The organism is Nocardioides seonyuensis (genome assembly GCF_004683965.1).
Classification (GTDB): domain Bacteria; phylum Actinomycetota; class Actinomycetes; order Propionibacteriales; family Nocardioidaceae; genus Nocardioides; species Nocardioides seonyuensis.
This window is the reverse complement of record NZ_CP038436.1, coordinates 533372-546025: the sequence shown is the minus strand read 5'-3', so window position 1 is coordinate 546025 and position 12654 is coordinate 533372. Positions and strand designations below refer to the sequence as shown.

15 protein-coding genes are annotated in these 12654 nt (G+C 71.4%); 10 read left to right on the top strand and 5 right to left on the bottom strand.

Going from position 1 to position 12654, the window contains the following annotated elements; all coding sequences use genetic code 11:
* The first annotated feature begins 60 nt into the window (after window positions 1-60).
* Together EXE58_RS19910 and EXE58_RS19905 are read left to right on the top strand one after the other, a co-directional pair.
* Complete coding sequence (locus EXE58_RS19910; RefSeq protein WP_244242393.1) at window positions 61-282, top strand: hypothetical protein; 222 nt, start codon at window positions 61-63, stop codon at window positions 280-282.
* Between the two features lie 35 nt (window positions 283-317).
* On the top strand, window positions 318-851 hold the full coding sequence (locus EXE58_RS19905) for a YidC/Oxa1 family membrane protein insertase (RefSeq protein WP_244242392.1): 534 nt from the start codon (window positions 318-320) through the stop codon (window positions 849-851).
* Window positions 852-915: 64 nt separating this feature from the next.
* Here the strand turns inward: EXE58_RS19905 and EXE58_RS02720 are convergent, their stop codons facing one another.
* From EXE58_RS02720 to EXE58_RS02705, 4 genes are all read right to left on the bottom strand, one after another.
* Complete coding sequence (locus EXE58_RS02720) at window positions 916-1332, bottom strand: VOC family protein (RefSeq protein ID WP_135266461.1); 417 nt, start codon at window positions 1330-1332, stop codon at window positions 916-918.
* 74 nt (window positions 1333-1406) lie between these two features.
* Entirely contained in the window at window positions 1407-1895 is a 489-nt protein-coding gene (locus tag EXE58_RS02715; RefSeq protein ID WP_135266460.1) for an SRPBCC family protein, read from the bottom strand.
* A gap of 101 nt (window positions 1896-1996) precedes the next feature.
* Complete coding sequence (locus EXE58_RS02710; RefSeq protein WP_135266459.1) at window positions 1997-2350, bottom strand: DUF3054 domain-containing protein; 354 nt, start codon at window positions 2348-2350, stop codon at window positions 1997-1999.
* Between the two features lie 10 nt (window positions 2351-2360).
* Window positions 2361-3548 carry an MFS transporter gene (locus tag EXE58_RS02705; protein WP_135266458.1) on the bottom strand — a complete coding sequence of 396 codons (1188 nt, stop codon included), beginning with the start codon at window positions 3546-3548 and terminating at the stop codon, window positions 2361-2363.
* A gap of 35 nt (window positions 3549-3583) precedes the next feature.
* On the opposite strand from EXE58_RS02705, the gene EXE58_RS02700 reads away from it, so the two are divergent.
* From EXE58_RS02700 to EXE58_RS02690, 3 genes are read left to right on the top strand one after another with little or no spacing between them, the layout of a single operon-like run.
* Window positions 3584-4621: a family 43 glycosylhydrolase gene (locus EXE58_RS02700; RefSeq protein ID WP_135266457.1), complete on the top strand. Its 1038-nt coding sequence runs from the start codon at window positions 3584-3586 to the stop codon at window positions 4619-4621.
* 27 nt (window positions 4622-4648) lie between these two features.
* Window positions 4649-5962: a cytochrome P450 gene (locus tag EXE58_RS02695; protein ID WP_135266456.1), complete on the top strand. Its 1314-nt coding sequence runs from the start codon at window positions 4649-4651 to the stop codon at window positions 5960-5962.
* A 26-nt stretch (window positions 5963-5988) separates the two neighbouring features.
* Entirely contained in the window at window positions 5989-6795 is an 807-nt protein-coding gene (locus tag EXE58_RS02690) for a thioesterase family protein (RefSeq protein WP_135266455.1), read from the top strand.
* Window positions 6796-6814: 19 nt separating this feature from the next.
* On the opposite strand, the gene EXE58_RS02685 is transcribed toward EXE58_RS02690, so the two are convergent.
* Window positions 6815-7903: a hypothetical protein gene (locus EXE58_RS02685; RefSeq protein ID WP_135266454.1), complete on the bottom strand. Its 1089-nt coding sequence runs from the start codon at window positions 7901-7903 to the stop codon at window positions 6815-6817.
* A 257-nt stretch (window positions 7904-8160) separates the two neighbouring features.
* On the opposite strand from EXE58_RS02685, the gene EXE58_RS02680 reads away from it, so the two are divergent.
* The 5 genes from EXE58_RS02680 to EXE58_RS02660 all read left to right on the top strand — a co-directional run bounded on the left by EXE58_RS02680 (window position 8161) and on the right by EXE58_RS02660 (window position 12643).
* A complete protein-coding gene (locus EXE58_RS02680; protein ID WP_135266453.1) occupies window positions 8161-9162 on the top strand; it encodes a hypothetical protein in 1002 nt (333 codons plus the stop codon).
* Between the two features lie 153 nt (window positions 9163-9315).
* Window positions 9316-9603: a hypothetical protein gene (locus tag EXE58_RS02675; protein WP_135266452.1), complete on the top strand. Its 288-nt coding sequence runs from the start codon at window positions 9316-9318 to the stop codon at window positions 9601-9603.
* Between the two features lie 10 nt (window positions 9604-9613).
* Window positions 9614-10516, top strand: a complete 903-nt coding sequence (gene mshB, locus EXE58_RS02670; protein ID WP_135266451.1) for an N-acetyl-1-D-myo-inositol-2-amino-2-deoxy-alpha-D-glucopyranoside deacetylase — start codon at window positions 9614-9616, stop codon at window positions 10514-10516.
* Window positions 10513-10869: a hypothetical protein gene (locus tag EXE58_RS02665; protein WP_135266450.1), complete on the top strand. Its 357-nt coding sequence runs from the start codon at window positions 10513-10515 to the stop codon at window positions 10867-10869. Before mshB ends, EXE58_RS02665 begins: the two co-directional genes overlap by 4 nt.
* 10 nt (window positions 10870-10879) lie before the next feature.
* Window positions 10880-12643: a VanW family protein gene (locus EXE58_RS02660; protein ID WP_135266449.1), complete on the top strand. Its 1764-nt coding sequence runs from the start codon at window positions 10880-10882 to the stop codon at window positions 12641-12643.
* Window positions 12644-12654 lie beyond the last annotated feature (11 nt).

Genomic DNA, 12654 nt, shown 5'->3' with positions numbered 1-12654 from the left:
GACCGTCGCGCTTGTTCGCGACCCGCGCTCAGACCACTCTCACCAACCCAGGAGTTCCGCATGTCGCTTCTCGATCCGTTCTCGCACGCGCTCGCCGCCGTTGTCGCCGCAGCCCAGGTCGGCTTGACCTCTCTCGGCGCCGACCCCACCGCCGGTATCACCTGGCTGCTCGCAATCGCCGCCGTCGTTGCCGCGGTCCGCGTCCTACTTCTCCCGCTCGTCATCCACGCCGTCCGCCTCGCGCACAGCTCCGCAGCGGCCCGTCCACAGCTGCAAGACTGACCAAGCGGTACCAGAACCGCAAGGACCCCGAGAGCGTGCGCCAGTTCATGGAGGAGCGGCGTCGCATCAGCGCTGAACATGGGGTGTCACGACTCGGCTGTCTGCCCACGCTCATCCAGTTGCCGATCTGGTTGTCGCTCTACCACCTGCTCGCGGACGTCGCTGGGGGCGCGTCCATAGGGGCGATGACTCCCGAGCTCGTCGCCTCACTGGGCGCGGCCACCCTTCTCGGCGTCCCTCTGGCCGAGCGCGGATATCTGGGTGGCGGAGCCACGCACCTCGCTGTGGTGGCTGGCATGGCGGCGACCGCGGCCGCACTCTCGTACGTCACGCAGAAGTACCTCGTCGCACCCAACACCTCGATCGAGGGGCTGCCGGAAGCCATGGCACGCGTCCAGCACCTCATGCCCGCACTCTCGGCGCTCGGACTGATCGTGGCGGGCGGCGTCGTACCCCTCGCTCTGCTTACCTACTGGGTCTGCAACTCCGCGTGGACGATGGGACAGTCAGCGGTCATCTCGCACTGGTTCCCCACGCCCGGCACCCCAGCGGCCAATCGAAACCACTGAAGCGATCGACACCGTCCTTGGTGGTGCGTTCGGCGCGGTAACCGGGGTCGCAGGAAACACCCAGTCAGAGCGTGAAGTGCCCCTCGGCCAGGCTGCGCAGCACACAGAACTCGTTGCCCTCGGGGTCGGCCAGGACCTGCCACGTCTCCTCGCCGGTCTGACCGACGTCGGCCCGGCTCGCGCCGAGGGCCAGCAGCCGGGCGACCTCCTCGTCCTGCGAGCGGTCAATGGGGGAGAGGTCGAGGTGCATCCTGTTCTTGACCGCCTTGTCCTCCTCGACCGACGCCAGGAACATCGTGGGCGGCACGGGTCCCGACCGCACGGCGTCGAGCAGCTCCTGGTCCTCGCGGCGCTCCGGGCCGAGCTCGACCAGTCCCGGCTCCCGGTGCAGGACGACCCAATCGAGGGCAGCGGTCCAGAAGTCGGCCAGGAGGTCGACGTCGTGGCAGTCCAGGGAGATCTCGGTCAGTCGTGAGGCCATGACCCGATCCAAGCCCACAACGTCATACGAATCGAGGGCCAGGGGCTCTCATTCGTATGACGTCCCGGGCCGGGTCAGGCCTCGGCGGCGTTCTTGATCGCCTCGAGCGTCCCGGCCATCCCGGCCAGCAGCGTCTCGGTGTAGACGTCCTGGCCGCCCATGAAACCGTCGGTGAGCTGGTGGGACAGCTCGGAGATCCCCTCGGGCGTCTCGCGGCGCTGCGTCAGCCTGGTCCCGGGACCGACCGGCTCGAGGGTGAAGGACCAGATGGCCCAGTTCTCCTCGATGCGGAAGGCGAGCACCTGCTCGGGCTCGAAGGCCACGACCTTGCCGTGGGTGGTCCACTCCAGCTCGCCGAGCACGTTGCGGTTGGTGAACTCGGTGCCTAGGGCGACCTCGTCGAAGCCGGCGCGCAGCCGCACCGAGGCGACTCCGTCGCTCCACTCGGGCATCCGGGTCACGTCGGAGACCAGCTCCCAGACCTTCGAGGGGGCGGCGGCGATCTCGACGGACTGCTCGAGCAGCGGGCGTACGGCGTTGAGGGGAGCGGCGTTGTCTTCCACGTCGCGCACCCTAGCGACACCTGCGCGGACCTACCGAACAGTCCGGGGGTCGATCGGCGGCACGGGCCCCCCGACTGTTCGGTAACCCGAAATGGCAGGCGTCACGCGTGCCGCCGCGCACGTCGTACGAAGAGCCGCGGCAGCACCAGCAGCGCCCCGAGCACGAGGGTGGCGACCACGACGAACGGCGCTGCGGTGCCCTGGTCGCTCGCGAGGCGCAGCAGCATGCCCCCGACCAGGGTGACCAGCCAGACGAGGGCTCCGGCACGTGGCGTGTCGACGGGGCGGCGGGCCACCAGCAGCGTCACCCAGCCGAGGAGCGTCCCGAGCAGGAACGGCCACGCCGTCTGCCACCAGCCGCCCAGGGAGAGCGAGTCGTAGTGGCTGAGCCGGCCGAGGACGGCGAAGAGCCCGACCAGGACGAGGTCGAGGAGGAGCCATGCGGGCCGTGCCATGGCAGCGAGCCTAGGCAGCCAGCTCGTCGTCGACCCACACCGGCCGGGCGGCGTACACCCCGGCCCAGGTGAACGGGATCGCCGTGAGCGCGAGCAGGGCCAGGATCAGCCGCCACCCGTCGGTGGCCTGGTGGATCAGGCCGACCACGACCGGGCCGACGGCGGCGAGGGCGTAGCCGACCGGTTGCACGAACCCGGACAGCCGGGCGGTCACCGACGCCTCTCGGGTGCGTGCGGTGAGGAGCGCGATCGAGGTCGGGAACGCCCACCCAGCGACCCCGAGGAGCAGCGCCCACAGCCACGGCATCGTCGCGGGCGCCACCAGCAGGCCGACGTAGCCGGCGAGCAGCAGTGCCCCGAACCCCAGCATCCACGCGGTGATCGCCTCCGAACGAGCGATCACCGTCGGCATCAGCAGGGCGCCCACGATCCCGGTGGCCGCGAGCACCGACAGGAGGAGACCGGCCGCGGACGGCGAGATCCCTGCGTCCCGGTAGATCTGCGGCAGCCAGCCGAACTGCACGTAGGCGTGCATGGACTGCACGCCGAAGAGCGCCGCCATGGCGACCGCGGTGGGGGAGGTGGTCATCCGGGCGCCGGGGACGGATGGCGTACGACGACCGCTCGGCGCGAGCGATCGCTCCCGGGACGCGAGCCACAGCCAGACCGGGAGGGCCGAGCAGGCCACCAGCCCCCACATGCCGAGCGACCATCGCCACCCCGCTCCGGTCGCCGCGACCGGTGCGGTGAAGGCGGAGCCGAGGGCGCCGCCGACGATGAGGCCGGTGCCGTAGAGGGTGGGCAGGAGCACGGTGTCCCTGGACGCGTGTGCCTTGATCCAGGCGGGCACCAGGACGTTCCCCAGCGCCATGCCCGCCAGTGCGACGACGCTCAGTGCCAGGAAGAGCCACGTCGAGCTCGTCACGGCACGGAGGCTGAGGCCGGCCACGGCCAGCACCAGGCCGAGCGCGATGCCGCCGGTGATGCCGGTCCGCTTCGCCAGGCCCACCGCCGAGAGCCCGACGACGCCGAAGGCGAGACCGGGCAGGCCGGTCAGGACGCCGGCCACGCCGGCGGTGGTGTCGAGCCCGGTGCGGATCTCCTCGAGCACCGTGCCGACGGAGGAGGCGCCGGGTCTCAGGTTGACCGAGACCAGGGCGACCGCGGCGATCGCGACGGCCCCACTGATCCTGCGCACCGACGAACCCTACGCGCGCAGGTAGGGTCACCGCCGTGTCCGGGTGGGGAAGAGCGATCGTGGTGGCGCTGGTGGCGACGCTGCTCGCCCTGCCGACACCCGCGCCGGCGCGGACGACGGACGACGTCCCGCACCCCGTCCTCAACGCCGACTTCCCCGACCCCTCGGTGGTCGCGACCGGCCACGGGCTCGTGGGCTACTCGACCGGCGACCGCGTGCCCCACGCGTGGTCGCCGGGCATGCGCTCCTGGACCCGCGGCGGAGCCGTGCTCACGCGACGTCCCGGCTGGGCGGTCGAGGGTGGCATCTGGGCGGTGGACGTCGCCCGCGCGGGCCGGCAGTGGCTCCTCTACTACGCAGTCCCGGTGGCAGGCATCGTCAAGCACGGACGCTGCATCGGGGTGGCGCGCAGCAGCTCGGCGCGAGGGCCGTTCCGCCCGGTCGGCAGGCGCCCCCTCGTCTGCCCCTCCTACGCCGACGCGCCGACGGCGCTCGACCCGTTGCTGCCTCGCGACCGCACCCTGCCCCGAGCCGGGGTCATCGACCCGAGCCTGTTCGTCGACGACGACGGATCGCGCTACCTGCTCTACAAGACAGACCGCATCCCGAGCTCCATCCGGGTGCTCCCCCTCTCGCAGGGCGGCACGCGGGCGGCCGGTCCGAGCCAGGAGATCATGCGCTCGGACGGCGTGATCGAGAACCCGGTCGTGGCGAGGCGGCCGGAGGGCTACGTGCTGCTGCTGTCCGAGGGCGACTGGACCAGGTGCAGCTACCGCACGGTCTGGTTCCGGTCCGGCAGCCTGCTCGACTGGAGCGTCCGCGTGGGCGGGGTGCTGCTGGACCGTCGTACGACCGGCCTGTGCGGTGCCGGGGGCGCCGACCTGGTGACCGGGGCAGACGGGGCGACCCAGGTCTTCCTGCACGGCTGGACCTGCTACGGCACCGACCGCCCCTGCCGCGGCGCGGCCAAGTGGGACCACCGGCGACGCGCCCGGGGGATGCGGGCGCTGTACGCCGCCCGGCTGGGCTGGCTGAGCGGCGTCCCGGTGGTCCAGAAGTGGTACCTACCGTAGGTACGTGAAAATCTATAGTCTGGCGCGATGAAGCTCGCGACCCGCGTCGGTGAAGAGTTCCGGTCGACCGTCAACTGGACGGTGGGCCACGGCCTGCCCGTCAAGCTCCTGGGCCGCGCGGCTGCGCACGGCGACCTCCAGGCCCAGATGATCCTCTCCGGCCGACAGGGCACCGACGTCCTCGACATCATCGAGCAGCTGCGCGCCTCCGGCCCGCTCTACCACTCCAGGATCGGCTACGTCGCGACCAGCCACGCCGCCGTGAAGGAGGTGCTCGTCAGCGAGGCGTTCCGCACCGGCTTCCCCACCAACGAAGGGCCCCTCGGTGGCATCGCGCGGTGGTCGGGGCCGCGTCACCTGCACCCGGTCGAGCCCCCCTCGCTGCTCGTCGTCGACCCCCCGGAGCACACCCGCTACCGCAAGCTCGTCACCAAGGTCTTCACCCGTCGCGCCGTCGAGAAGCTGCGTGAGCGCACCGAGATCGTCGCCTCCGACCTGCTCGACGCCATGGCTGCGCGGAGCGACTCGCCGGTCGATCTCGTCGAGGCCTACTGCAGCCGCCTCCCCGTCACGATCATCGCCGAGATCCTCGGCGTCCCCGAGAGCGAGCGCGGACGCGTCCTCGACTTCGGTGGCGCCGCCGCGCCCAGCCTCGACATGGGGCTGGGACTGCGCCAGTACCGCGAGGTCAACGCGGCCCTGAAGTCCTTCGACGCCTGGCTCGGCGACCACCTCGACGAGCTGCGCCGCAACCCGGGGGACAACCTCCTCAGCGAGCTGGTCCTGGCCAGCGACGAAGGCCAGGTCCTCAACAAGGAGGAGCTGCGCGCCACGGCCGGGCTCGTCCTGGCCGCCGGCTTCGAGACGACCGTCAACCTCCTCAGCAACGGCATCGCGCTCCTCCACGACCACCCCGACCAGCGAGCGCTCCTCGACGAGGACCCCAGCAGGTGGGCCACGGCCGTCGAGGAGGTCCTGCGGGTCGACCCGCCCGTCCTCCTGACGGGGCGCACCAGCCGCGAGGACACCACCATCGCCGGTGAGTCGATCGCGGCCGGGACGATGGTCACGACGGTGCTGGCTGGTGCCAACCGCGACCCCGAGGTCTTCACCGACCCGACGCGCTTCGACGTCACCCGCGCCAACGCGCGCGAGCACCTCTCCTTCTCCGCCGGGCGCCACCACTGCCTCGGCGCCGCGCTTGCGCGGATGGAGGGCGAGGTCGGCCTGCGCATGCTGTGGGAGCGGTTCCCCGACCTCCAGCTCCTGCCGGGCTCCAAGCGCCGCTCGACCCGCATCCTGCGTGGGTTCGAGGTGCAGCCCGCCCTCCTGAAGGCCTGAACCCCACCCCGACCTAGGCTCTGCACATGGGTTTCGAGTGGGACGACCACATCGCTCTGAGCCGTCGTGACGAGGGCAGCTTCGACGCCGACCTCGAGCAGGGGTGGACCGTCGGGGGCGGCGTCAACGGCGGCTACCTCCTGTCGGTGATCGGCAACGCCATCAGCCAGACGCTGCCGGGCAAGCCCGACCCGGTCTCGGTCAGCGCCCACTACCTGTCGGCGACGACGCCAGGGCCCGCCACGGTGTCCACGCGGGTGCTGCGCGAGGGAGGCCGGTTCGCGACGGTGGCTGCAGACCTCGCCCAAGGAGCAGGCACGCGCATCACCGCGCTGGCGACGTACGCCGACCTGTCGGCGCTGCCGGACGAGGTGTCCACCACGGCCGTTGAGCCAGACATCGCGCCGCGCGACCAGTGCGTCTCCAACGAGTTCGCACCGGCCGAGCTGCGCAAGGTCGCGCCGCTCATGGACCGCTTCGACCTCCTCTTCGACCCCACGTGCATCGGGTGGGCGGTCGGCGAACCCAGCCGACGTGGACTGCTCCAGGGATGGTTCCGCCTCAAGGACGGCCGCGACCCCGACCCGATCGAGCTGCTCATGGTCTGCGACGCGCTGCCGCCGGTGAGCATGGACTTCGGGGTGATGGGCTGGGCGCCGACCCTCGAGCTGACGGTGCACGTGCGCGCGGTGCCGGCCCCCGGCTGGGTGAAGGTCTCCCACCGCACGCGCAACATCGCCGGCGGCATGTTCGAGGAGGACTGCGAGGTCTGGGACTCCGCCGGGCGGCTCGTGGCGCAGAGCCGCCAGCTCGCCATGTGGCCCCGCGCCTGACCCCGTCGCGCCTGAGACCTCAGTCGAACCACGCGCGGTCCATCGCCACGATCCAGCGGCGACGAGGGTGCTCGGTCAGCGACCAGAGCCGGTCGGTGGACGGCCAGTAGGTGAGGTCCTCCGGGCCCATCGGCAGTGCCCAGCGTCGTACTCGCATGGACCCGGGCTGTCCCGAGCAGACCGTCCCCGGCATCCAGCGGCCGTGCGAGACGGTCACGTGGTGGCGCCCGCGCGCGACCGCCACGCCCTGCATCTGTCGTACGCCACCCTCGTCGAGGGCGAGCGGCCGGGAGAAGCCGTCGTCCCCGTGGTGGAGCTGCCACGTCGCGGGGTCGAGCTCGTAGCGCGCCAGTCGGGTGGTCGCCGTCGCGCCGAAGGCGTACTCACCGGCGACGAGTGCAGGCGGGTCGGTGCTGCGGTCCAGGGACATGAACGAGTAGCGCAGCTTCTGGTGCCCCTCGTCGGCGTAGGCCTGGTAGGTGAACCGCACGGGCAGGACGTAGTGGTGGCCGAAGGACGCGACCCGGTTGCCGTCGATGCCGATCTCGTCGGGCCGCTTGTCGTCGCCCGGGACCCGCATGATGTCGTCGACCTTGGCGGTGACGAAGCCGCGGGACGTGGCCGCGATGTGGAGCCACGGACCCGCCCACACGATGCCGCCGGCGTGGATGCTCATCGGCTTGAGGCGCAGCGTGCCTGTCTTGTCGAAGACCGGGACCACGAGCAGGACGTGGCGGTAGCGCAGCGTCTCCAGGTCGAGGAAGCTCACCCGCGAGCCGCGCTTCACGCCGTCCCTGCCGGTGGAGTACCACGTCGTGACGAGCACCCGGCGCCCGCCGACGACCTCGCTGTCGGAGGCGTCCGCGCTGGTGGAGATGCCCTGCGGGTACCACAGCTCGTCGCGCTGGTCGTAGGAGTCCCAGGTGTACGCCTCGCGCACCGCGCGCCCCAGCAGGCGCGGGACGACCCGGGCCCGACGAGCCGGGTACTTCAGGTCGCCTAGCAGCCCCTCGAGCCCCACGGTGTTGCCGAGCACCGCGGCCAGCGCCTCGATCTCGCGCACGTTCTCGTCGGTGCGCTGCAGGTGGACGCCCTCGACGTACGACATGCCTGCCACCCTAGGCACCCCTCCCCACCTTCACCCCCCTCGGCGACCTTCACCCCCCTCGCTCCCGATACTCCGTATCAAGACGCTCGTCGGACCGGGCGCGTCACGAGCCGTTTGATGGGGAGTACGCCGGCGCAGGAGGAGCGACAGCGGCAAAGCGCGCCGACTTCCGTCCACAGCGGGGTGCGGAGGCCGATGTCCACAGGCCACGGACGAGTACGACGCCGATGGGCGGTCGTAGGCGCTGGTCTCACGCCATGGACGAGCACAGATGGGCCTCATGGCAACCACGACCCCACGGACTCATCGCGCCGGTCGGCCTGGACCCGGCCGGGCGCCTCGGGCCCACCCGGAACCAGGCTCGTGGGCCGCGCTGGCGACAGACGTCGAGCGGGAGGTACGTCCCGGCGACCGCCGATGCCACAGCGGTCCACCAGCGCATCCTCGAGCAAGGAACGCGCATCCGGGACTGGGGAGCGGTGACGGGGTGGGCGGGGCTGCGATGGCGAGGTGCGCGGTTCTTCGAGGGAAGCACGTTCCCGGACGGGGAGGAGCTGCCCGTGCCGCTCGTGATCGGGTCTGCCTGCTTGCGTCCGGACGCAAGGGTGAGCATCAGCTCCGAGCAGCTGGCGCCCCGGGAACGAGAGCTGGTCGACGGCATCTGGGTCGCGACCGCCGAACGAGCGCTGTTCGACGAGGTACGACGGCATGGTCAGCACCGCCAGGCCGTGGTCGACATCGAGATGGCTGTCGCGGCCGGACTCCTCACGATGGTGCAGTTCCGGGACTACATCGCTGGTCGCCAGGCCTGGACAGGCGTCGGTCTGGCGCGCGAGGCGGCAGCCGTGGCCGGCCTCGGGTGTCGTACGCCGCAGGAGGTGCGGATGGCCCTGGTCTGGATCCTCGATGCCGGCCTCCCGCGTCCGATGTGCAATGCGCCGGTCTTCGACCTCGAGGGGCACCTGCTCGCCATCGTGGACCTGCTCGACGTGGAGGCGGAATGCGTCGGCGAGTACCAGGGTGCCGACCACAAGGACGGCGCTCACCACAGGCGCGACGTGGCGCGCGAACAGCGGCTCAGGGATGCCGGCCTCGAATGCTTCGAGGTCGTCGGCGGTGATCTCGCGGATCGGGACCTGGTCGTCGAGCGCATGCTCGCTGCGCGGCAGCGATCGGCCTTCCGGCCTCTCGCCGAGCGGCGGTGGACGCTCGAGCAGCCGAGCTGGTGGGCTGCCTGGGCTGCCGAGCGCGGACTCTGACACCACGCCCCCCCGATAGTCCATATCGAAAAGCTCGTCCGGGCGAGCCCTCCACGAGCCGTTTGATACGGAGTATCGGGAGAGGGGGCGGGGGAGAGGGGGCGGGGCGTCGGGGGTGGGCGGGGCGAGGGTGGGGCGGTGGACAATGGCCCCATGCGCGCGATCTTCTTCGACGAGGACGACGCCCTTGAAGTGGTGGCGCAGCTGCGTGCCCGCGGCTTCGGGGCCACCGTGATCCGTGAGCGCCTCTCGGGCGAGGACGACGACGAGGACCACCCGTGGGCCGTCGTGAGCGACGCGCCCGCCTTCATGCTCGAGCTGGTGGTCGACGAGCACGACGGCTGGCTCGACGAGGATGCCGAGCCTCGCCAGCCGTCGGCTCCGCTGGACCTCCCGGCCGGTCCCCGGCAGGTGAAGCGGCCCGAGACGCTCGGCGACTAGCCTTGCGCCCATGTCAGACCGCCGCCTGCTTCTCGTGCACGCCCACCCCGACGACGAGTCGATCAACAACGGCGCGACCATGGCGCGCTACGTCGACGAGGGCGCGAGCGTCACGCTGGTGACGTGCACCGCCGGGGAGATGGGCGAGGTGCTCGTGCCCGACCTGGCCCACCTGGCGTTCGAGGACAAGGGTGGCCTGGGGGAGCACCGTCGCGAGGAGCTGACCCGGGCGATGCGGGTCCTCGGTGTCACCGACCACCGTTTCCTGGGCGGCTTCGGCCGCTTCCACGATTCGGGGATGGCCTGGCACGAGGAGGGCCACGCCGTCGCTGCGGAGGAGATCCCCGACAACGCCTTCTGGAACGCCGACCTCACCGAGGCTGCCGACGAGCTGGTCAAGGTCATCCGCGAGGTCCGGCCGCAGGTCCTCGTCACCTACGACGAGTTCGGCGGCTACGGCCACCCCGACCACATCCAGGCGCACCGTGTCGCGATGTACGGCGCCCTCCTCGCCGCCGTGCCCTCCTACAAGCGTGACCTGGGCGAGCCCCACGACATCGCGAAGATCTACTGGACGGCGATGAGCGAGAGCCGGATGCGCGCCAGCCTCCGGGCCCTGCGCGAGGCCGGCGACACCGAGACGTTCGCCGGGATGGAGCCCGACGGAAAGCTGCCCCACTTCGTCACGCCCGACGAGCTCATCAGCGCCCGGGTCGACGGCAGAGACACGGTGCAGCGCAAGATGGACGCGCTGGCCGAGCACCGCACCCAGGTGCAGACCGACGGGCCGTTCTTCGCCGGCGCCGAGAGCGGCCACGCGTGGTGGGCCGAGGAGTTCTACCGCCTGGTCAGGGGCACGCCCGGGCCGGTCGACGACGAGGGGTTCGAGAGCGACCTGTTCGCCGGCCTGTGAGCATCCGGGTCGCTGCGTTCCTCGGCGCAGCCGTGGTTGGCTTCGGTTCGGGGGTCGCCGTGGTCGTCCTGCACCAGTCCTGGGTGTGGCTCGTCCTTGCCCTGGTCGCGGCCGTCGCAGCCATGGCCGCGCTCGGCCCCGGCTCAGCCCGGGTGGGCTTCGCGCTCGCCTGGGCGCTCGTCGTCCTCCGCGGGGCGCTCACGCGGCCGGAGGGTGACTACCTGGTGCCTGCCAACACCCGCGGATGGACGCTGCTGGCCGCCTCGCTCGCGCTCGTGCTGGCGGCGTTCGCCACGGCGCGACAGGGCGGCGGGGCGGACGGTGTCCAGGGGGAGCAACCCACCCCCACCTAGACTCGCGAGCGTGCCGAAGGACCCCTCCCGCCCCCGCCCGAGCGTCGACACGACCCCCGAGAAGGCCGGCGGGCGAGTCGTCGGCTGGCTGCTGCTGCTCCTGCTCGTCGTCTTCGGCGGCGCCTACGTGGCCGCCCACTACGCCGCCGGCGACAAGGTCCCGCGCGGCACGACCGTCTCCGGGGTGAAGATCGGCGGTCACCCCCAGGCCAGGGCCGCCCGGGCGCTGCAGGCCGGGCTCGCCGACCGCGTCAGCCGTCCCATCGAGACCACCGTCGACGGCAAGGCCACGACGGTCGATCCCGCGACGGCCGGCCTGTCGGTCGACTACGACGCCTCCGTGGCGGAGGCCGGTGGCGAGCGCAGCTGGGATCCGGTGCGCCTGTGGAACTACTTCACCGGCGGCGAGGAGCTGCAGGCGGAGGTCGAGGTCGACGAGGCCGCGTTCAACGCGCAGGTGGACGCGCTCGAGAAGCAGTACGGCACTCCCGCCCGCGACGGCGCCATCGGTTTCCAGGGCGCGCGGATCGTCCGGACCGAGGCGGTCGAGGGGCGTGCGCTCGACCCCGCCGACACCCTCGACGAGCTGCGGGACTCCTTCGTCGCCGAGGAGCCCGAGCCGGCCGAGCTCGAGCTCGTCAGCGAGGTGCCCGAGATCGATGCCGGTGACGTGCAGGAGGCCCTCGACGCGTTCGCGAGCCCGGCCATCGCCGCGCCCGTGGAGCTGCGCTTCAACAAGTCGAGCGTCAAGATCCCGCCGGCCGACTACACCTCGGCGCTCGCCCTGGAGCCGGTCGACGGCGAGCTCGTCCCCCAGCTGGACGCCAAGGCCCTGTCCGACGTCGTGGCGAGCAAGGTCACCAGCGGCGCCCCCGTCGATGCCACCGTGGCACTGGTCGACGGCAAGCCTCAGGTCGTCCCGGCCAAGCCGGGTGTCACCTTCGACCCGGCGCAGCTCGAGGCCGGCTTCCTCGAGGTGGTGGCCAGGCCGCAGGGCCAGCGCACCCTCGAGCTCGACGCCCGGGTCGCCAAGCCCGAGTTCACGACCAAGGACGCCAAAGACCTCAGGATCACCGAGCAGGTCTCGTCCTTCACGACCTACTACCCCCACGCCGACTACCGCAACGTCAACCTCGGGCGCGCGGCCGAGCTGATCGACGGCACCGTGCTCAAGCCGGGCGAGACCTTCTCGCTCAACGACACCGTCGGGGAGCGCACCGTCGCCAACGGCTTCACCAAGGGCTACATCATCAGCGACGGGATCCTCGTCCAGGACCTCGGCGGAGGTGTCTCGCAGATGGCGACCACCACCTTCAACGCGATGTTCTTCGCCGGCCTCGAGGACGTGGAGCACAAGCCCCACTCGTTCTACATCGACCGCTACCCGATCGGCCGCGAGGCCACGGTCGCCTGGGGGGCGGTCGACCTGAGGTTCAAGAACGACACCCCCTACGGCGTGCTGATCGACGCCAGCGTCACCCCCTCGACACCGTCGTCCTCCGGGGTGGTGACCGTGACGATGTACTCCACGAAGTGGTGGAACATCACCACCACGACCGGCAAGCGGCACAACTTCACCGAGGCCGAGGTGCGCCGGATCGACGGCCTGAAGTGCCACGCCAACGAGGGCTACGGCGGCTTCGACATCGACGTCAAGCGCTACTTCGAGCCGGTCGGCGAGAACACCGAGAACCGCGCTCCCGAGACCTTCAGCACCACCTACACGCCGTCCGACACCGTCATCTGCACCAACCCGAACGCCGTCGACGAGTAGGCGCCGAGGCC

What these genes read in the sequence shown, in the direction of transcription:
- EXE58_RS02685 (WP_135266454.1), bottom strand. Translation starts at nt 7,903, where the DNA reads ATGTCGTACGTCGAGGGCGTCCACCTGCAGCGCACCGACGAGAACGTG.
- EXE58_RS02710 (WP_135266459.1), bottom strand. Translation starts at nt 2,350, where the DNA reads ATGGCACGGCCCGCATGGCTCCTCCTCGACCTCGTCCTGGTCGGGCTC.
- EXE58_RS19910 (WP_244242393.1), top strand. Translation starts at nt 61, where the DNA reads ATGTCGCTTCTCGATCCGTTCTCGCACGCGCTCGCCGCCGTTGTCGCC.
- EXE58_RS02680 (WP_135266453.1), top strand. Translation starts at nt 8,161, where the DNA reads ATGGACGAGCACAGATGGGCCTCATGGCAACCACGACCCCACGGACTC.
- EXE58_RS02675 (WP_135266452.1), top strand. Translation starts at nt 9,316, where the DNA reads ATGCGCGCGATCTTCTTCGACGAGGACGACGCCCTTGAAGTGGTGGCG.
- mshB (WP_135266451.1), top strand. Translation starts at nt 9,614, where the DNA reads ATGTCAGACCGCCGCCTGCTTCTCGTGCACGCCCACCCCGACGACGAG.
- EXE58_RS02720 (WP_135266461.1), bottom strand. Translation starts at nt 1,332, where the DNA reads ATGGCCTCACGACTGACCGAGATCTCCCTGGACTGCCACGACGTCGAC.
- EXE58_RS02695 (WP_135266456.1), top strand. Translation starts at nt 4,649, where the DNA reads ATGAAGCTCGCGACCCGCGTCGGTGAAGAGTTCCGGTCGACCGTCAAC.
- EXE58_RS02690 (WP_135266455.1), top strand. Translation starts at nt 5,989, where the DNA reads ATGGGTTTCGAGTGGGACGACCACATCGCTCTGAGCCGTCGTGACGAG.